14 protein-coding genes are annotated in these 20383 nt (G+C 68.6%); 4 read left to right on the forward strand and 10 right to left on the reverse strand.

Annotated features, from left to right (window positions below; genetic code table 11):
* The first annotated feature begins 10 nt into the window (after window positions 1-10).
* Window positions 11-1801, forward strand: coding sequence for a long-chain fatty acid--CoA ligase (locus tag IG65_RS0111830; protein WP_030514933.1), 1791 nt, complete (start codon window positions 11-13; stop codon window positions 1799-1801).
* A 172-nt stretch (window positions 1802-1973) separates the two neighbouring features.
* The gene (locus tag IG65_RS0111835; RefSeq protein ID WP_030514934.1) at window positions 1974-2399 is read left to right on the forward strand and encodes a VOC family protein; all 426 of its coding nucleotides are present in this window, start codon (window positions 1974-1976) and stop codon (window positions 2397-2399) included.
* Window positions 2400-2447: 48 nt separating this feature from the next.
* On the opposite strand, the gene IG65_RS0111840 is transcribed toward IG65_RS0111835, so the two are convergent.
* Both IG65_RS0111840 and IG65_RS0111845 read right to left on the reverse strand, forming a co-directional pair.
* Window positions 2448-2873: a tautomerase family protein gene (locus IG65_RS0111840; RefSeq protein WP_030514935.1), complete on the reverse strand. Its 426-nt coding sequence runs from the start codon at window positions 2871-2873 to the stop codon at window positions 2448-2450.
* Between the two features lie 38 nt (window positions 2874-2911).
* Entirely contained in the window at window positions 2912-3613 is a 702-nt protein-coding gene (locus IG65_RS0111845; RefSeq protein ID WP_030514936.1) for an SDR family oxidoreductase, read from the reverse strand.
* Window positions 3614-3732: 119 nt separating this feature from the next.
* On the opposite strand from IG65_RS0111845, the gene IG65_RS0111850 reads away from it, so the two are divergent.
* On the forward strand, window positions 3733-4236 hold the full coding sequence (locus IG65_RS0111850) for a helix-turn-helix domain-containing protein (RefSeq protein WP_051755823.1): 504 nt from the start codon (window positions 3733-3735) through the stop codon (window positions 4234-4236).
* Here IG65_RS0111850 and IG65_RS0111855 read toward each other — a convergent pair.
* Window positions 4203-5273, reverse strand: coding sequence for a trypsin-like peptidase domain-containing protein (locus IG65_RS0111855; protein ID WP_063833588.1), 1071 nt, complete (start codon window positions 5271-5273; stop codon window positions 4203-4205). The two genes, IG65_RS0111850 and IG65_RS0111855, sit on opposite strands and share 34 nt — an antisense overlap.
* Window positions 5274-5682: 409 nt before the next feature.
* Here IG65_RS0111855 and IG65_RS0111860 point away from each other — a divergent pair, with 409 nt between their 5' ends.
* Entirely contained in the window at window positions 5683-7371 is a 1689-nt protein-coding gene (locus IG65_RS0111860) for a molybdopterin-dependent oxidoreductase (protein ID WP_030514939.1), read from the forward strand.
* A gap of 158 nt (window positions 7372-7529) precedes the next feature.
* Here the strand turns inward: IG65_RS0111860 and IG65_RS0111865 are convergent, their stop codons facing one another.
* The 7 genes from IG65_RS0111865 to IG65_RS0111895 form a co-directional block, all read right to left on the reverse strand.
* Window positions 7530-9017 (reverse strand): DHA2 family efflux MFS transporter permease subunit, encoded by a 1488-nt coding sequence (locus tag IG65_RS0111865; RefSeq protein ID WP_030514940.1) that lies wholly within the window; start codon window positions 9015-9017, stop codon window positions 7530-7532.
* A gap of 93 nt (window positions 9018-9110) precedes the next feature.
* Window positions 9111-9809, reverse strand: a complete 699-nt coding sequence (locus IG65_RS0111870) for a PadR family transcriptional regulator (RefSeq protein WP_030514941.1) — start codon at window positions 9807-9809, stop codon at window positions 9111-9113.
* A gap of 251 nt (window positions 9810-10060) precedes the next feature.
* Entirely contained in the window at window positions 10061-13924 is a 3864-nt protein-coding gene (locus IG65_RS0111875) for a multifunctional oxoglutarate decarboxylase/oxoglutarate dehydrogenase thiamine pyrophosphate-binding subunit/dihydrolipoyllysine-residue succinyltransferase subunit (protein WP_197039822.1), read from the reverse strand.
* A gap of 150 nt (window positions 13925-14074) precedes the next feature.
* Complete coding sequence (locus IG65_RS0111880) at window positions 14075-17830, reverse strand: ABC transporter ATP-binding protein (protein ID WP_081879417.1); 3756 nt, start codon at window positions 17828-17830, stop codon at window positions 14075-14077.
* An 84-nt stretch (window positions 17831-17914) separates the two neighbouring features.
* On the reverse strand, window positions 17915-18709 hold the full coding sequence (locus IG65_RS0111885) for an ABC transporter permease (RefSeq protein WP_051755784.1): 795 nt from the start codon (window positions 18707-18709) through the stop codon (window positions 17915-17917).
* On the reverse strand, window positions 18706-19635 hold the full coding sequence (locus tag IG65_RS0111890) for an ABC transporter ATP-binding protein (RefSeq protein ID WP_030514945.1): 930 nt from the start codon (window positions 19633-19635) through the stop codon (window positions 18706-18708). Before IG65_RS0111890 ends, IG65_RS0111885 begins: the two co-directional genes overlap by 4 nt.
* A complete protein-coding gene (locus tag IG65_RS0111895) occupies window positions 19632-20378 on the reverse strand; it encodes a hypothetical protein (protein ID WP_051755786.1) in 747 nt (248 codons plus the stop codon). Before IG65_RS0111895 ends, IG65_RS0111890 begins: the two co-directional genes overlap by 4 nt.
* Window positions 20379-20383: the final 5 nt, after the last annotated feature.

Genomic DNA, 20383 nt, shown 5'->3' on the forward strand with positions numbered 1-20383 from the left:
AAGGGCACCGATGCGAGAGTTCGAAGTCCCGGCTACCTACACCATCCCCGAAGACGCCAATATGTCCGATGGCGCCTTCCGGCACGCCGAGCGCACGCCCGGCCTGGTGGTGTTCAACAGGCCGGACGGCAAGGGCGGTTGGACAGATGTCACCGCGGCGGAGTTCGCGAAGCACGTCACCGCGGTGGCCAAGGGACTGATCGCCTCGGGCATCGAACTCGGCGACCGGGTCGCCATCCTGGCCTCCACCCGGTACGAGTGGGTCGTGCTGGACTTCGCCATCTGGGCGGCCGGCGGCTGCACCGTCGCGATCTTCGACAGCTCCTCCGCCGAACAGGCGCGCTGGATCCTCTCGGATTCGGGCACCAAGCTGATCGTGGTCGAGAACGCCCGGCACCGGGCTACCATCGCCGAGATCGAGGACGGTCTGCCCGAATTGGGCGAGCCGCTGGTGATCGACGACGGCGCGATCGACACCTTGGTCGCCCGCGGCAAGGACCTCGGCGACGAGGTCGTGCACGAGCGTCGCAAGCAGGTCAGGGCCGCGTCGCCGGCGTCGCTGATCTACACCTCGGGCACCACCGGCCGGCCCAAGGGCGTCATGCTCTCGCATGCCAACCTCTACGCCGAATCGGCTGCCGACCGCGCCGCGATGCCGCAGTTCCTCAAGCCGGGCCACCGGTCGCTGCTGTTCCTGCCGCTGGCCCACGTCTTCGCCCGCGCGGTCGCGCTGGCGGCCTTCGACGCCGGTGTCACCGTCGCGCACACGGCCGACTGGTCGACGCTGGTCGAGCAGTTCGGCGAGTACAAGCCGGACTTCATCCTCTCGGTGCCGCGGGTGTTCGAGAAGGTGTTCAACGGCGCCAAGCAGAAGGCACACGACGGCGGCAAGGGCAAGATCTTCGATCTGGCCGCCGACACCGCCGTGGAGTACAGCCAGGCACTGGACAACGGCGGCCCGGGGCTGGTGCTCAAGGTCAAGCACACCGTGTTCGACAAGCTGGTCTACGGCAAGCTGCGCGAGGCCATGGGCGGGCGCTGCAAGTCCGCCGTCTCCGGCGGCGGCCCCCTCGGCGCGCGGCTGGGCCACTTCTTCCGTGGCATCGGCGTCACGATCTACGAGGGCTACGGCCTGACCGAGAGCACCGCCGCTGTTTCGGTGAACACCCCCGAGCACTTGAAGGTCGGCTCGGTGGGCCGCCCGCTCGGTGGTCACGCCGCGAAGGTGGCCGACGACGGCGAGCTGCTGCTGCGCGGCCCGGTCGTCTTCGCCGGGTACTGGAACAACCCGACAGCGACCGAGGACGCCTTCGACGACGGCTGGTTCAAGACCGGCGATCTCGGTGCGATCGACGAGCAGGGCTTCATCACGATCACCGGCCGCAAGAAGGAAATCATCGTCACCGCCGGCGGTAAGAACGTCTCCCCGGCGATGCTCGAGGATTCCCTGCGCTCGCATCCGCTGATCAGTCAGGTGATGGTGGTGGGCGACGGCAAGCCGTTCGTCGGCGCGCTGATCACCCTCGACCCGGAGGCGCTGCCCGGCTGGAAGACCCGCAACAACGTGCCCGAGGACACCCCGATCGAGAAGCTGATCGAACTGCCCGAACTGAACGCCGAGATCGACAAGGCGGTCAAGGACACCAACAAGCTGGTCTCGCACGCGGAGGCGATCAAGAAGACCCGCATCCTGCCGGTCGACTGGACCGAGGAGAGCGGTGAGCTGACGCCGAAGATGTCGCTCAAGCGCAACGTGGTGATGAAGAACTACGCGGACGAGGTCGAGGCGATCTACGGCTGAGCCCGCCCGAACGCCGAACGGCCCGCCTTCTTCTCGGAGGCGGGCCGTTCTGCGTTTCGACGTGCGGCGATATGCGCGATATCCGGCGATGATTTTCTCCGGCTGCCGCCGTCTCATCTGTGGGGCCGCGGCCGCCGGCCGCAGGCCCGTATCCACTCCGGAGGAGGCAATCGTGAAGTCGGCTACCGCATATCTGTTGTTCGACGGTGATGCCGAGGAGGCATTCACCTTCTATCAGTCGGTACTGGGCGGGGAACTGCAGATGGTCCGCTACCGCGACATGGGTGACGGCGGTGGCGGGAACCTGCCCGAAGAGGTGGGCAAGCGCATCGCCAACGCCGCGTTGACATGGCGGGAGGATCAGCTGCTGATGGGGTCGGACTGTCCGCCCGATCAGCAGATCAACCACGACAACGTGCCGTTCAGCGTCTGCCTGGATGTGGACGACGAGGCCGAGGCCGGACGGATCTTCACCGGGTTGTCCGCGGGCGGACAGGTCACCATGCCGCTGGGCAAAACCGAGTGGGCGAAGCAGTTCGGCATGGTCACCGACAAATTCGCGGTGCCGTGGATGATCAATCTGTACGGCGGCGAATAGATTTCGACCGCACGCCGTGACCCGCCGGGCGGCGTCGGTTGTGGGGAGCTAGCTGTAGGGAATGGGTTCGTTGGCGCGCGCCCACGCCTTTTCGGCCTCACTGCCGGCGTCCGGTGGGAACAGTCCGTCGATCATCCACAGATCGCGCGGGGATTCGTAGGTGTGGAATTCCCAGTGCAATCCACGCGCGCCGGTGTAGGGCTCCATGATCGAGTTGAGCCGCTGCGTCGATCGCTTGCGCATCTGCGGGTCGTCCAGATGGCGGGCGAGATGTTCCACGACGATTCGCACCGTGTTGTTCGACGGCTTCCCGCCGACGAAGAAGGACGTCTCCTCGATCTCCCGGAACAGCACGACGACGTAGAACTCCGGCAAGCCGAAGGAGGCGTAGAGCGCGGTGATGTCCCGGGCGAAATCCTGTTTGTCGGCCTCGGAATAGGTGTCGGCGGGGTGGTGGACATGCCACAGTGGCATCGGTGATTCCCTTCGAAAGATGATGTGCGGTAACGGGTTCAGCGGGAGATGGTCAGTGCGAGGCCCTCGACGGGGCCGGACAGTGCCGCCTTCACGCCGCGCGTGACGTCGTCGACCAGCACTTCGGTATCGCCGCGCAGTACGCCGTCGAAGACGGCCTCGGCCACCACGCTCGGTGCGAGCTTGTCGCCCGGGAGGCGCCGCACCATCTCGGTATCGGCGAATCCCAAATGGACGCCGACCACCTGCGTGCGCTGTGCGGCCAGCTCCAGCCGCAGCGAATTGGTCAGCGACCACAGCGCCGCCTTCGACGCACCGTAGGCCGCCGCGCCCGCGGCCCACGACAGCACCGAATGGATGTCGATCAGGACGCCGCCGCCGTTGTCCGCCAGAATCGGCGCGAATGCCTGGGCCACCCGCAGCGGGCCGAAGACGTTGGTGTCGAACGTGGTGACGATATCGGCCATATCGGCGGTCAGCAGCGGTGCGGGGAGGAGAACGCCGGCATTGTTCACCACGATCTCGACGTCGCGGGCCCGCAATGCCGCGGCGGCGACCGAATCGGCGTCGGTGACGTCCAGGGCGAGCGGCTCGACGCGGGGGTCGTGGGCGGCCTTCGGGGCGCGGGCGGTGGTGTAGACCTTGGCGGCGCCGCGCCTGAGCAGTTCGTCGGTGAAGGCTCTGCCGAGCCCCCGCTGCCCGCCCGTCACCAGTGCGACCGCGCCTTCGATTCCGGCCATCTCTCGTCCTTTCGGATCGTTCGGGGCGACTGCCCACCCTCTGGATAACGATCTCGTTAGTTAGATGACAGCACAGCTCGCTGAGTAACGCAAGCGTTAGGTAACATGGTCTCGTGTCGATGATGTTCGAGCCGCGACTGAGCGACCGGGACGCCTGGTCGATCGGTGACCGATGTTCGGCCGGACGGGTGCTCGAGTTGCTCAGCACGCGGACGGTATTCCTCGTCGTGCGCGAATGTTTCTACGGGACAACCCGATTCGAGGACTTCACGACCCGGATCGGAACGTCGGCGCCGGCGGTGTCGCGCGCGCTCAAACAGCTCGAATCGGCGGGCGTCGTGGAACGGGTGCCGTATCGCGAACCCGGCCGGCGCGAACGCGCGGAATACCGCCTGACCGCGGCCGGTGAGGATCTGCTGCCGATATTCCTGTCGCTGATGCAGTGGGGCGACAAATATCTGCAGGACGGAAAGCCGCCGCTGTCGTTCGTCGACCGGGAATCCGGGGCGGTGGTGGGGGTGCGGGTCACGGCTGAGCCCGTACCGGACACGAAGGCCGATGAGATCGAGATCCGGCTGAACTCGTCGGGTCAGCCCACGGGACCCTGGGCGAGCGACGCCTGACCGGACTCGCTCTGTCCCGAGCGGTCCACCCAGGTGAGTGTGACCGTATCGCCCGGGTGATGCTGATCCATCGTGTTGGTCATGGTGGTCGCCGAATCGATGCCGTGACCGTCCAGCCCGGTGATCACATCGCCCGCGGCCAGGCCCGCGGCCTGTGCCGGACCGCCAGTCACGATATTGCGGACCAGCGCACCGGAACCGTTGGCATCGCTCATCGTGATACCGAGGAACGCGGAATCGCCGATGTGCACGCGGTCCGAACTCTTCCCCGCCTGGATCTGCGCGGCGATCGTCTTCGCCTTGTTCATGGGAATCGCGAAGCCCTGACCACCGCTCGCGCCGAGCTGGAAGCCCTGGGACGCGGCGGTATTCACGCCGACCACCTGGCCGGAGCTGTTGATGAGCGGACCGCCGGAATCGCCCGGCTGAATGTTCGCGGCCACCTGGATGAGACCGGTCAGCTGCTCGGCGGCGCCGGCCGATTCGTCGCTGGCGGTGATGGAGCGGTCCAGTGCGGTGACGCGTCCGCCCGCCGCGGTCGGGGAGCCGGTGCCGCCCGCGTTGCCGACACCCACGATGGCGTCGCCGACCTTCACCTGGTCCGAATCGCCGAGCGGCGCCGTCTGCAGTCCGGAGGCGCCCTGCAACTTCACCACGGCCAGATCGTCCTGACGGTCGAATCCGGTGACGCTGCCGCTGTAGGTGCGGCCGTTGCCGAGATCGGTGGCCGAGATGTCGGTGGCGCCCTCCACGACATGGTTGTTGGTGAGGATGGTGCCGTCCGATCCGAGCACGATGCCGGTTCCGGCGCCCGCGCCGTTCTGCATTCCGAGTTCGGTGTTGATCACGACGATGCCCGGCACCACCGCGTTCGCCGCCTGTTCCAGCGCCGCGGACTGCGGTTGCGAATCGACCGGCTGCACCACCGAGCCCTGGCCGTGGCCGAACGGGGCCGCCTGGCCGGGGCCGTGGGCGTCGATGCGGGAGCCGACCAGGGCGATGGCGAGCGCCACCACCGCGACCAGGGCCGCCAGCATTCCGAAGGTCAGGCCGTGCCGTGGCGCGCGTCCTCGCGGCGGATACTGCTGCGGGTAGGGGTACTGCCCCGGGTAAGGCGGCTGACCCGGATACCCGTTCGGACCGTACGCCCCCGACCGTGGTTCGTACGGTCCGGGCTGGTGCGGCCGATTGCCCTCGTTCGGATACACGCTCATCACGTCCTGTTCGGTCACATCCTGTGTGTCGGCTCGGACCCGGGCCCCGACGCATTCGGATCCTCTATCAATTAAGCGCGCGATTCCTGAGAAGGGGCTGGGTGCTTGCCGTGGAACCGCCGACATGGGCCGGATCACGTCCGGCTTCGAGTTCTGACGAAACTGTGACGCTGTGGTCGATGCGCTCGTTCGGGCGGGTTCACCGGGGGGAATCCGCAGTACGCTCGCCGTTATGGCCGGATCGGGACTGCGCGCGGCCTGCGGAATCGTGTCCGCGGGGCTGGCGCTGGGCGTCGCGGAGTTGGTGTCGGTGCCGGTGGGGGCGGGGAGCGCGCCGTTGGCGGCGATCGGGGCGACGGTGGTCGACCACACGCCCGACGGGGTGCGGGAATGGGCGATCGACACCTTCGGCACCGACGACAAAATGATGCTGTATCTGCTGATGGGCGTGGTGGCGCTGATCGTCGCGGCGCTCGTCGGGGTGGTCGAGCGAACCGCGCGGCCGATCGGATCGGTGGTGCTCGGCGTCTTCGGCATCGGGGCGGCGTGGGCCGCGCTCGAACGCCCGGCCGCCAACTGGACCTGGGCGCTGCCGTCGGTCGTGGGGGTGGCGCTGGCAATCGTGTCGCTGCGGTGGTTGATTCGGCGATACGAGGCGTTCGGTGCGCCGGCGATGGTGCGGGGTGGTGGCGGTGCTGGTGCGGGCAGGGGAGCTGGGGCCGGTGCGGAAACGGGTGCGCAACACCCTGCGGGTAGCGAGGGCCCCGATGCGATGCCGGGGCTCTTCGAGGGAGACGACGCCCGCCTGAGTGCGCGCGGAGCCGCCTGGCCGCGCGTGGTGAAACCCGATGCGGCGCAGGTTGATCGGCGGCAGGTGATGCGGGGGATCGTCGGGGTGGGAGTACTGGCGGTGGCGGCCGGAATCGCCGGGCGGGTACTCGGGGCGAGCGCGCGCAGTGTGGCGGGGGAACGGGCGGCGGTGCGGTTGCCGCCGCCGAATGTGCCGGTGCCCCCGGTGGATCCGGCCGCGGATCTGCGAGTACCGGGACTGGCGTCGTATCTCACCCCCAATTCCGACTTCTACCGGATCGACACCGCGCTGACCGTTCCACAGGTCAGCAAGGAGACGTGGTCACTGCGGATCCACGGCATGGTGGACCGCGAAATCCGGCTCGACTACGCCGATCTGGCGCGCCGGCCGGCGGTGGAACGCTTGGTGACGCTGACCTGCGTCTCGAATCCGGTCGGCGGCGATCTCATCGGCAACGCGAGCTGGCTGGGTTATCGGCTCGACGCGTTGATCGCCGAGGCCGGGCCGCATCCGGACGCCGATATGGTGTTGTCGCGCAGTGCCGACGGCTTCACCGCCGGAAGTCCGCTCGCCGCGCTCACCGACGGTCGCGACGCCCTGCTCGCGGTCGGCATGAACGGCGAGCCGTTGCCCGTCGAACACGGATATCCGGCCCGGTTGGTCGTGCCCGGACTCTACGGTTACGTCTCGGCCACCAAGTGGGTCACCGAACTCGAGATCACGAGATTCGATCGCGCCCAGGCCTATTGGACACGGCGCGGCTGGTCCGAACGCGGGCCCATCAAGACCGGCACCCGTATCGACACCCCGCGCGGTGCCGTCCGGGCCGGGAAGGTGACCATCGCCGGTGTGGCCTGGGCGCAACATCGCGGTATCGACGCCGTCGAGGTCCAGATCGACAACGGCCCGTGGCAACCCGCCCGCCTGGCCGCCGAACCGTCCGTCGACACGTGGCGGCAATGGAGTTACGACTGGGACGCCTCCGCGGGAACGCATACGGTCCGCGCCCGCGCCACCGACGGCACCGGAACGGTTCAGACCGCGGAGGTCGCCGACGTCATCCCGGACGGGGCGAGCGGCTACCCCTCGCGGACGATCCGAGTCGGGTAGATGTGCGACCTCCGCCGGCGCGGCCGAGCGGAGGATATGCGGCCCGGCGCCGATCGGCTACCCGCACCGCAGTGAATACGGCGAGGTCCGCGTGGCAGCACTGCCACGCGGACCTCGTATCGCGCTGTCGCGCACCCTGTTCGGCGCGCCGACCGGCCTCAGCCGGGGATGCCTGCCTTCTCCGGTTCGGTACCCGCCTCGGCTGCCTGCTGCTTCTCCGCCGAGTTGCCCACGAACAGGGCCGAAGCCACCACGCCGATCAGCAGAATCGCGCCGGGCAGGATCATCGCCTGGCCCAGGGCTGTGCTGAATTTATCGAGGATCTGCTCGGGGATATGGCCCATTCCGGTGCCGCCACCCTCGCCGAACTGGCCGCTGCCCAGCCCCTGAGCGGACATGCGGGCCGAGATCAGCGCGCTGATCGCGGCGCTACCGAGCACCGAACCGACCTGACGGGTGGTGTTGTAGACACCCGCGCCGGCGCCCGCCTGATGAATCGGCAGGTTGCGGGTGGCGGTGGAGGCCAGCGGAGCCCAGATGCAGGAGTTCGACAGACCGGCGACGGCCGCGACCACCAGGAATACCGCGATGGAGCTGTCCGGCTTCATCAACGCCGCGAAGCCGAAGACGGTCAGCGCGAACACCAGGAATCCGATGGTGGGCAGGATGCGCGGCGGCATCCGGTCGGAGACCTTGCCGATGAACGGCGCGGTCAGGCCGGTGACGATCGCCATCGGCGCGAAGACCAGCGCGGCCCGGGTCGGGGTGTACTCGCGCACCGCCTCCAGGTAGAAGTACGCCGGCACCATCAGCGAGGTGACCGCGGCGCCCATCGCGGCGATCGCGACGCTCGACATCGAGAAGTTGCGGTCGCGGAACAGGCTCAGCGGCACCAGTGGCTCGTCCTTGTTGCGCGCCTGGTTCACCACGAACAGACCCAGCACCACCAGGCCCGCGATGATCATCGCCCAGATCCAGGCGTCCCAATCCCGGGTATTGCCCTCCTGGATGCCGAAGACCAGCAGGAACATGCCGATACCGCTGAGCACCACGCCCACGAAATCGAATTTGTGCTGGTGGGTGTCCAAATTCGGAACCAGCCACACCGCCAGCGCGAACGCCACCACGCCGATCGGCACGTTGATGTAGAAGATCCAGTTCCAGCCCTGCCAGTCGACCAGCACGCCGCCGAGGATCGGGCCGACCAGTGTGGCGAGGCCGGCGACGCCGCCCCACAGCCCCATCGCCGCACCGCGCTTGTCCGGCGGGAAGGTGCGGGTGATGACGGCCATGGTCTGCGGCGTCATCAACGCCGCGCCCAGGCCCTGCACCGCGCGGGCCGCGATCAGCATCTCCACATTGGCCGAGACCGCGCACCACAGCGAGGCCAGCGTGAAGACCGCCAGACCGGCCAGGTAGATGTTCTTCGGTCCGAAGCGATCGCCGAGGCGGCCGGTGACCAGCAGCGGCACCGCGTAGGTGAGCAGATAGGCGCTGGTCACCCAGATGACTTTGTTGATGTCGGTATGCAGATCCTGCATGATCGCCGGATTGGCCACCGCGACGATGGTCATATCCAGCAGGATCATGAAGAATCCGACGACCAGCGCGGTCAGCGCCAGCCACGGATTTCTTTGCGATGTCATAGATTTCGTTCCTGTTCCCGGCATCGATCGACGACGACGACCGATGGGTGGTTCGTATGAAGGTCTCGGGGCGCGCCGCGTACCAGCGCCCGATCAGTGCTCGGCAGCGGTCGCACCACCTTTCCGCAGCTCGGCGAGTACGTCGTCGGTCAGGGCCGCACCCCAGTCGTGACCGAGGTCACCGGTTCTGTTGGGGCAACGGGTTCCGCCCTCGTCGAATTCCAGCCACGGCAGCGAGCCGTCACGCAACTCCTCGGTGAGACCGCGCAGCCACGTGACCTCGTGTTGTGCGACACCTCGCAGATAGTCGATCACCATCCAGTACCGCCGGGGTACCTCGCGGGAGCGCGCCCATTCGCGGATGGCGTCGAGTTCGGTGATGTCGTTGTCCAGCCAGCCGATCCGCTCGGTGATCAGGGCGATCACCTCCTCGACCGGAAGATTGTGTGCCTCCGCCAAGCCGATGGGAAAGATCGGATACTCACGAGTCGGCTGCCGGACGATATCGGCGATCCGGGTACGCAGCGCCGCGGTACCCGCTTCGGTGATGCAGTAGGTGGTGCGTTCCGGCCGGTTACCCGAACGCTCGGTACCCTCCGCCTGGACCAGTCCTTGTTCGGCCAGCCGGGTCACCGTGTGATAGAGCGAGCCGGGGCGAATCTTGAGCAGATTGTCCTTCCGGCGTTTGAGCAGCAGTTGGTACATCTCGTACGGATGCATGCGGTCTTCTTCCAGCAGCGCCAGTACCGAGATCGCCAACGGCGTCAACGTGGCACCCGGCTGCTTGGACATCGGTCTCGACTCCCTTCGTCGCTGCCGCCGCACACTACGCGGGCGGACCGACATGTTCCGGCTCAAATATTCCACGCCGAATATACGACGTGGAAGTGGGGCGGCACAAGGCTGTTTCACTCATTACGACGATCGAGGAACCCCGAATGTGACGCCGCCGGATGTGCGGCGCCGCTCGGGCCCCGGATACGACGAACGCCGGGCCGGACCGCTCGGCAGAGCGATCCGACCCGGCGTCCGGGCGATACGAACTAGTCGGTGGGGGCGAACGCCTCGTCGACGATCTCCTGCTGCTCCACCGCGTGCACCTTCGACGAACCCGAGGACGGGGCCGACATGGCGCGGCGAGAGATGCGGCGCAGCTTGTTGAACCGGTCCGGCAGGATCTCCGGCAGGTTCAGCCCGAAGAACGGCCAGGCGCCCTGGTTGGCCGGCTCCTCCTGCACCCACGCCAGATCCGTGGCGTTGGGGTAGGTTGCGAGCTTCTCGTTGAGCCGGTAGGACGGGATCGGGTACAGCTGTTCGATGCGCACGATCGCGACGTCGTCACGGTTCTTCTTGGCCTTCTCGGCGACCAGCTCGTAGTAGAGCTTGCCGCTGGTCAGCAGGATCCGCTTGACCTTCGACCGGTCGCCGTCGCCGCTCTCGTAGGTCGGCTCCTCGAGCACCGAGCGGAACTTCGCGTCGGTGAAGTCCTCGACGTTGGAGACCACGGCCTTGTTGCGCAGCATCGACTTCGGGGTGAAGACGATCAGCGGGCGGCGGATGCCGTCGAGCGCGTGCCGGCGCAGCAGGTGGAAGTAGTTCGACGGAGTGGAGGGGACCGCCACCGTCATCGAACCCTCGGCGCACAGCTGCAGGAACCGCTCGATGCGGCCGGAGGTGTGGTCGGGACCCTGACCCTCGTGACCGTGCGGCAGCAGCAGCACGACCTCCGACAGCTGACCCCACTTGGCCTCACCGGAGGAGATGAACTCGTCGATGATCGACTGCGCGCCGTTGACGAAGTCGCCGAACTGCGCCTCCCACAGGACCAGCGCGTCCGGGTTGCCCAGCGAGTAGCCGTATTCGAAACCGACGGCCGCGAACTCGCTCAGCGCCGAGTCGTGCACCGCGAACCAGCCCGGATTCTCGCTGCCGATGTTGTGCAGCGGGGTGTACTCCGCACCGGACTTGCGGTCGATGATCACCGAATGCCGCTGGGTGAAGGTGCCGCGCCGGGAGTCCTGACCGGTCAAGCGCACCGCGCGGCCCTCGTCGATCAGGGTGCCGAAGGCGAGCAACTCGGCGAAGGCCCAGTCGATCTTGCCCTCGTAGGCCATCTCCCGGCGGCGCTCCAGCACCGGTTTGACGCGCGGATGCACGTTGAAGCCGTCCGGCACGCCGAGGAAGGCGTCGCCGATGCGCTGCAGCACCGACTTGTCCACGGCGGTGACGACGGTGCCCGGAACGGTCTGCTCCTGCTCGACCGATTCACTCGGCTCCGGCGGGTACTTCTCCAGCTCGCGGACCTCGTTGAACACCCGCTCCAGCTGACCCTGGTAGTCCCGCAGGGCGTCCTCGGCCTCTTTCATCGAGATGTCACCGCGGCCGATCAGGGCCTCGGTGTAGGACTTGCGGACGCTGCGCTTGGTGTCGATGACGTCGTACATGTACGGCTGGGTCATCGACGGGTCGTCGCCCTCGTTGTGGCCGCGACGGCGGTAGCAGATGAGGTCGATGACCACGTCCTTGTGGAACTTCTCGCGGAAGTCGGTCGCCAGGCGCGCCACCCAGGTGCAGGCCTCGGGATCGTCGCCGTTGACGTGGAAGATCGGCGCGCCGATCGACTTGGCGATATCGGTCGAGTACTCGGTGGAGCGGCTGTTCTCCGGCGCGGTGGTGAAACCGATCTGGTTGTTCACCACGATGTGCACGGTGCCGCCGACGCGGTAGCCGCGCAGGCCCGACATGTTCAGCGTCTCGGCGACCACACCCTGGCCGGCGAAGGCCGCGTCACCGTGCAGCATCAGCGGCACGACCGAGAAGGTGCGCGCCTCCTCGCCCTTGGTCACCAGGTCTTCCTTGGTGAGCAGATCCTGCTTCGCGCGGACCAGGCCCTCGAGCACCGGGTCGACGGCCTCGAGGTGCGACGGGTTGGCCGTCAGCGAGACCTCGATGTCGTTGTCGCCGAACATCTGGATGTAGGTGCCGTGCGCGCCGAGGTGGTACTTCACATCGCCCGAGCCGTGGGTGGCGGCCGGGTTCATATTGCCCTCGAACTCGGTGAAGATCTGCGAGTACGGCTTGCCGACGATATTGGCCAGCACGTTCAGGCGGCCGCGGTGCGGCATGCCGATGACGACCTCGTCGAGACCGTGCTCGGCGCACTGGTCGATGACGGCGTCCATCATCGGGATGGTCGACTCGGCGCCCTCCAGCGAGAAGCGCTTCTGGCCGACGTACTTGGTCTGCAGGAAGGTCTCGAACGCCTCGGCCGCGTTCAGCCGCGACAGGATGTACTTCTGCTGGGCGACGGTCGGCTTCGCGTGCTTCTGCTCGACCCGGTCCTGAATCCATTGCAGCTGTTCGGTTTCCAGGATGTGGGTGTACTCCACACCGACGTGGCGGCAGTACGCGTCGCGCAGCACCGACAGCACATCGCGCAGCTTCATCCGCTCCTGGCCGTGGAAGCCCGCGACGTTGAATTCACGGTCGAGGTCCCACAGGGTCAGGCCGTGCTGGGTGACGTCGAGGTCGGGGTGGCTGCGGAACTTGTCCTTCACCAGCCGCAGCGGATCGGTGTCGGCCATCAGGTGGCCGCGACTGCGATACGCCGCGATCAGCTCCTGGACGCGCACGCTCTTGTCGACACCGCGCTCTTTGACGTCCTTGCGCCAGCGGACCGGCTCGTAGGGCACACCCATGCCGTGGAAGATCTCGTCGAAGAATTCGTCGGAGATCAGCAGGTTGTGGATGGTGCGCAGGAAATCGCCCGACTCCGCGCCCTGGATGATGCGGTGGTCGTAGGTGGAGGTCAGCGTCATCAACTTGCCGATACCGATCTCGGCGAGCTGCTGGTCGCTCATGCCCTGGAATTCGGCCGGGTACTCCATGGCGCCCGCACCGATGATCGCGCCCTGACCTGGCATCAGCCGCGGCACCGAGTGGTTGGTGCCGATGGTGCCCGGGTTGGTCAGCGAGATGGTGACGCCGGTGAAGTCCTCGGTGGTGAGCTTGCCGTCGCGCGCGCGGCGCACGATGTCCTCGTAGGCGCTGTGGAACTGCGCGAACGACATCGTCTCGGTGTTCTTGATCGCCGCGACGACCAGGGTGCGGCTGCCGTCCTTGCCCGGCAGGTCGATCGCCAGGCCGAGGTTGGTGTGCGCGGGGGTGACCGCGTTCGGCTTACCGTCGACCTCGGCGAAGTGGCGGTTCATGTTCGGGAACGCCTTGACCGCCTGGACGATCGCGTAGCCGAGCAGGTGGGTGAACGAGATCTTGCCGCCGCGGGTGCGGGCGAGGTGGTTGTTGATGACCAGCCGGTTGTCGATCATCAGCTTCGCCGGGATGGCGCGCACGCTGGTCGCGGTCGGGATGGTCAGCGACGACGACATGTTCTTGACGATCGCCGCGGCCGGTCCGCGCAGCACCTTCGACTCGTCGGCGGCCGGTTCGGCCGGGGCGGTCTTGGCGGGAGCGGCGTTGGAGGTCGGCGCCGGGGTGGTGCTGGCCTGTGGCTTGCTGCCGCGGGCCTGCGGCGGCGCGGCGGCGGCCGAGGCGGCGGCGGTGGCCTTGGGCGCGGCCGGAGCGGAGGCCGCCGGGGCGGCGGGCGCCGGTGCCGGCGGCGGAGCGGGCGCCGGCGTGGGGGCGGTCTTCGGCGCGGCGTTGTTGACGTTCGCGGGGGCCGGAGCCGGAGTGGCCGGCGCGCTGGGGGCGGCGGTCGGCGCGGAGGCGGCGGGAGTGCTGTTGGCTATCTCACCCGGCGATTCCGGTGTGTAGTCGGCGAGAAACTCGTGCCAGCTCTCATCGACCGACGACGGATCTTGCTTGTACTTCTGGTACATCTCGTCGACGAGCCACTGGTTCTGTCCGAACTGGGATGTTGAGCTGCTCACAGCAGGTGTTCGCCTCATTTCGTTCTTCGCGCTGCGACGTTTGTGACGTGCCCGGCACGGGTCGATCGGCACGATGTGCGCCGATGCGCCCTTTCTGAGGATAGGCCCAGCCGTGACAGCGTGCCCCAGCGCGGCCATGCGTAGGCGCACCGCCGCGCCACTGTCCGGTTAACCACCCCCGGACAGACCCAGCCTCATAGGTGACGACTCGTCCCCGGTCGAGAATATTCCTTCGTCGGAATCGGCTGCCTCCCAGAGTCGGTTATAGATTCCGCGCTCCGCCAGTAACTGCTCGTGCGCGCCGAATTCGACGATCCGGCCGTGCGCGACAACCGCGATCCGATCGGCGCGCGCGGCGGTCGCCAAGCGGTGCGCCACGATCACCGTGGTGCGCCCGCGAGCCAGCGATCTGCTCGCTACCAGCACCTTTTCCTCATTGGCCGGATCCAGCACCGCGGTGGCCTCGTCGAGCAGCAGCAGATCCGGGTCGACCAGCTCCGCGCGGGCCAGCGCGATCAGCTGGCGTTGACCCGCCGACAGCCCGCGTCCGCCCTCGCCGATCGGCTGGGCCATGCCGCGCGGCAGCGTCTCGATCATCTCGAGTGCGCCGACAGCCGCGGCGGCCCGGGCGATGTCGGCCGATGTGGCACAAGGTTTCCCGAATGCAATGTTGCTAGCGACGTCGCCGGTGAACAGGTGAGCTTCCTGAGGGACCACGCCGAGCCGGGCGCGGAACCGGTCGAGCCGGTAGTCACGGATATCGATCTCGTCGACGCGAATGGATCCGGAGTGTGCGCCGGCTCCGTCTGCGCCGGGATGCGAACGGGGAAGGTCGTAGAGGCGCGCCAGCAGTTTGACCACCGTCGATTTGCCCGCCCCGGTCTCTCCGACCAGCGCGAGGGTCGAGCCGGCCGGGATGTGCAGCGAAACATCTTCCAGCGCAGGCGTTCTGGCGTCGGGGTAGCGGAAGGTCACGCGGTCGAAGCGCACGTCGCCGCGCAGTCCGTCCTCGATGTCGACCGCATCGGCCGGATCGGGAGCGATCGAGGACGGCGTGTGCAGCAGCGTTTCGATGCGGCGCAACCCCACCCGGGCCTGCTGGTAGCCGTCGAAGACCTGGGAGAGCTGGGTGATCGGCCCGAACAACAGGCTCAGGTAGAGCACGAAGGCCACCAGCGTGCCGGCCGTCGTGGTGCCGTGCGCGACCTCGCGGGCGCCCAGATACACCACCGCCGCCTGCGCCAGATCCGCCCACGCCAGCACGAACGCGAAATACAGCGCGATGGCGCGCTGGGCCCGCAACCGGGCTCTGCGGTATCGGTCGGAATAGTCGGTGAACCGGCGGGCGGCCTCGGCCTCGTGGCGGTAGGCCTGGGTCGCGCGCAGGCCCGCGACGTTCTCCTGGAAGTCGGCGTTGACCGTGGCCACCCGTTCCCGCGAGGCCGAATACGCCGAGGCCGAGACGCGGCGGAAGAACACTGTCGCCACGATCAACGGGGGCAGCGCCACGAACACCACGACGGCGAGCGCGGCGTCGATCACCAGCAGTGCGATCACGATGCCCACGACCGTGACCAGGCTGATCAGGGCGGTGCCCAGCCCGGTTTGCAGGAAGGTCGACAGCGCGTCGATATCGGTCGTCATCCGCGTCATGATCCGGCCGGACAGCTCGCGCTCGTAGTAGTCCAGGCCGAGTCGTTGCAGGTGGGCGTAGCTGCGCACCCGCAGCCCGTACAGCACTCGCTCGCCGCCGCGCGCCGAGAGCCGGGTGTTGAGGGCCTCGGCCACCCAGCTCAGGACCACCAGCACCACCCCGGCGACGGCCGCGATCGCCAGCGCGGCGCTGCGATGCTGTCCGACGCCGTCGTCGAGTGCGAATCGGGTGAGCGCCGGGAACGCCACCGAGACGGCCGCGTCCACGGCCAGCAGCGCGACCACGGCCGCCAGCAGGCGGCGCACCGGCCGCAGCAACCGCACCAGCCGGAATTTCGGATCCGGCTGTTCCAGCTCGCGATCGTCGAGCTCCGGTTGTTCGGTCGCCGGAGCCAGACTCGCCAGCGCGGCCCGCATCTCCGGCGGCGAATCCGGTTCCGAACTCGAATCCTCGGCAGCCGCAACGAGTTCGGCATCCGGAAATCCATCCGGGCCCGGCTCCGCGATACGGCCGCCCGGTCCCGGCAGGCGGATCACCCGATCCGCGTGTGCCAGGGTCGATTCGCGGTGCGCGAGGATCAGCGTGGTGCGGCCGCGGGCGGGCAGGGCGTCGAAGATCGCGGCCTCGGTGACGGCGTCCACCGCGGAGGTGGCGTCGTCGAGGACGAGGATGCGCGGGTCGGCGAGGAGGGCGCGCGCCAGGGCCAGGCGTTGCCGCTGCCCTCCGGAGAGCGTGAGGCCGCGCTCGCCGACGACGGTGTCGTAACCGTCCGGCAGGGCGCGGATGAATTCGTCGGCCGCGGCCATCCGGGCGGCCGCGCGGATCTCCTCGGGATCGGCATCCGGTGCGCCGAGCGCGATATTGGCGGAGATGGTGTCGGAGAACAGGAACGGCTCGTCGAAGACGACGCCGATCGTCTCGCGCAGATCGGCGGCCCGCACCCGGGCGATATCGATTCCGGCGGTCTCCGGATCCTGGTCCGCCCCGAAGAGGCTGATCCGTCCCGACTCGGGCGCGTGGAATCGCGGCAGCAGCAGTGTCAGCGTCGATTTTCCGGAGCCGGCCGGTCCGATCACCGCCACCGTCTCGCCGGGGCGCACGGTGAGATCGAAATCGTGCAGCACCGGGCGTCCCGGTTCGAATCCGAAGGTGAGGCCTCGGATGTGCAGGCCGAGCGGCCCCTCCGGCAGCGGTTGCGGATCGGGCGGGTCGATGCTCTCCGGAGCCTCGTCGATGACCTGATAGACGCGTTCGGCCGCCGCCCGGGTCAGCTGCGCCATGACCAGGACGTTGGACAGGATCCGGGTGCTCGACGCCATCATGGTCACGTAGGTAGCGAAGGCCAGGAAGGTGCCGACGCCGATCACCGAACGCAGCGCCAGCGTGCCGCCGAGGGCGATCACGATCACCAGCCCGGCCTGTGGAATCGCCGACACCGTCGGCGCGAATCGGGAATCGATGCGCGCCGCGCGCATCCGGTGCGCGTAGAGCCGCCGCCCGTGCTCCTCCAGAATCCGCACCATCCGCGATTCCTGGCCGAAACCCTTCACCACTCGCACGCCGGTGACGGTTTCCTCGACGTGCTGGGCCAGATCGGCCGCCCGCTGCTGCGCCGACCAGGTGGCCGCGTGCAGCCGCGGCCGCACCCGGTACACCACCAGCGCCAGCAGCGGCACGGTCAGCAGCGACACCAGGGCCAGCGGCGGCGAGAGCACCAGCATGGCCACCGCGGCGAAGACGAAGATCAGCAGCGAGGCGGCCGAGAGCGGCGCCATCGCGAGCAGCCCCTGCACCAACTGCAGATCGCTGATCGAGCGCGACACCACCTGGCCCGTGCGCAACCGGTCCTGCCGCGGTCCGTCGTAGCGGTGCAGCGCGGTGAGCAGGTCCACCCGCACCTCGTGCTGGACGTCCAGCGCCAGCCGTCCCGCGAGCCAGCGCCGCCCGTAGGTCGCCGCGAATCGGGCTATGGCCAGGGCGACCAATATCCCGGCGATCGGAGCGAGTGCCCCGACCTCGCCGGCCCGGGCCCGGTCCAACGCGGCCTTCGCGGCCAGGGGTGCCGCGGCCTCCGCGCCGGCTCCCGCCACCACGGCCAGAACGACCCCGGCCAGCACCCGCGGATGACCGGCGCAGGCAGTCCAGAGCCGTCGCAACCAGCCGCCGCGGCCCGCATCGGGCGCGCGGCGGGACCGCTCACGGGACGGTGCCGTTGCGGCCGAGCCGGCGCCGCGGCGGGATCCGGGGTCGAGGGTGTCGGTGTCGTTCATGTCGATTCGACGGTACCGACGCGCCCCGACACCCGGCGTCTCCCGCACCCCGTGCGGGAAATTCCACCCGGATCGGCTGTCGAATCAGATGTCGCGCGTGCGCAGATACCACCACCCGGCCGCCCCGGCGGCGACCGCCCAGATCACCAGCACCACGGCCGAAGCCGCATTCGGCGGCAGGAACGGACTCTCGGGGAACGAACCGACCGCGACCGAGCCGATGGTGGCCGAACCCGGCAGCAGCACCACGACGCCCGCGATGCCGGCGCCCTTGGCGACCAGCCAGATCAGCGGTTCCAGGATGAACAGCCATCCCGCCATCGCGATCACGGCCAGATTGGGTGAACGCACCAGCAATCCCAGGCCCACGCCGATCACGCCCCAGCACACCGCCGCGAGCAGGCCGCCGCCGAACACCCCCACCAGTCGCCAGCCGAATTCGACGGTGTGCCGCCCGAAGGCCAGCAGGCCCAGCGCCGCGCCGATCTCCGCGCACGCCGCGAGAACCAGCGAATAGGCCGCGGCCACACCGGCTTTCGCGCCGAAGAGCACGTTGCGGTCGGGCGTGAACAGTGCGGTGAGTTCCATGCCGCGGTAGCGGTATTCGTCGCCGGCCACGACCGCGCCGCCGATCGCCGCCGCACCCACCGCCACCGCGATCGCCAGATACAACCCGACGGTCGCGGTCCCGGTAACCAGCGCCTCGCGCGGTTGCGGACCCGACCCGCGCAGCGCGGAGGCAGAGGCGACGACGAAGCCCACGGCCGCGAGCACCGGGGGCAGCATCCAGCCGGAGCGCACCGCGGTGATCTTGCGCATTTCGGCGCTCGCCGCCCGGTTCACCTCGGCGGGAACGGTGGGCAGGGTCGGCAGCATCATCGCGTTCCGTACATGGTCGCAGGGGCGGGGGCGGGATAGGCCGGCGGCGCGGACGATTTGGTGAGGATGGCCAGCACCCGATCCGGGTGGACGGGTTCGGCCACCACCTCGCCGAGATGGACCCGGGCCAGCGCCGCGGCGGCCTCGATCTCGGCGCGAGAAGCCTCGGCGACGGCAAGTCGGCCGTCACTGCGCATCACCGCGTCGGTGAAGCCCTGCGCGGCCAGCGTGGTGGCCAGCGCGATCGGGCTCGACGCCGCGACCACCAGCCGATCCGGATGGTTGCGCCGCAGCCGCCGCGGACTGCCCTGATAGGCCACCGAACCGGCCGAGAGCACGATCACCTGATCGCAGACCGGCACGGCCGCGGCCAGGCTCTGCGAGGTGAACAGGGTGGTGCCACCGCGCCGGGCATGAGCCCGCAGATAGTCGAAAAGCCATGCCCGCTCGGGCGATTCGAGACCTTCGAACGGGTCGTCGAGCACCAGCAGGCGCGGCTGTGCGAGCAGTGCCTGCGCCACCGCGAGCCGCGTGCGCAGGCCGTCGGGAACGTCCCGCACCCGCGTGGCGGCGGCTTCGTCGAGGCGCAGCATCGCGAGCAGGGCGTCGACCCGCTCGTCGTCGACACCCGCGGCGGCCGCGTACACCCGCAACTGGGCGCGCACGGTCCGCGCCGGGTGCAGTCCGCGCGGCTGCAGCACCGCGCCGATCCCGCCGCCGTCGAAGGTCTCGGCGACGCCGGAATCGGCTCGCAGCAGTCCGAGCAGAATGTGGATCAGCGTGGATTTTCCGGATCCGGGCGGGCCGACGAGGGCCGCGGTGGTGCCGGCCGGAACCGAGAACCCGACATCGCGTAAGGCGACCACACCCTCGAACTGCTTGTGCAGTCCGCTGATCGAGACGGCGAGCGAGCGGGCCGCGCTCATCGCTGCTCGGCCGTCGAACCGGAGGCGGTGCCGTCCGGATTACCCAGTGCGGGAAGCGGATCAGCGTCGATCACGGTACCGCGTGCGGTACGGCCGGACCACCGCATCGGTGCGGGGCCGAATGCCTTGTGCGCGTTGCCGATCACATTCTTCCCCAGGGCGCGGTTGCCGAATCCGCCGACGGCCGCGCCGATTCCGGCCGGCAGGATCTTGCCGAACATGAGCATGCTGCGCTTGGTGACGAACTGGACGACGAATCGCTTCATCAGCGATTCGTTCATGCCCTTGATGCCCGGGATCCGCTCCGCCAGCAGCGTGCCCCAGTTCTTGGCCGAATGGCCCACGCTCTGCTGCACGATCTCCATACCGCTCTCGCCGAGCACCACCGCCAGCACCAGCGCACGCCGGCGTTCCTTGTCCTCGGGGGCGACGCCGTGGACGGCGGCGACGGCCAGGGTGAAGACGGCCGAGGCCTCGAGGAAGAAGGTGGTTTCCGCGCTCATCGCCGCGAGCGAGGTCAGGGTGCCCACCCCCGGCACGGCGGCCGTGGCGCCGACCGCGGTGCCGCTGCCGGTCACGGTCGTGAGATAGATCTTCTCCAGCCGATCGAGGATCTGAGCCGGACTCTCGTCCGGATGTGCCCGGCGGAACCGGTCGACGTACTTCGCGACCGCGGGAGCCTGCAATTGTGCCCCGTTGTCCAGCAGTGACCGCACGGCCTTTTCCACGCCGCTGTCGAACATCGGTA

Source organism: Nocardia sp. NRRL WC-3656 (genome assembly GCF_000720265.1).
GTDB lineage: Bacteria > Actinomycetota > Actinomycetes > Mycobacteriales > Mycobacteriaceae > Nocardia > Nocardia nova.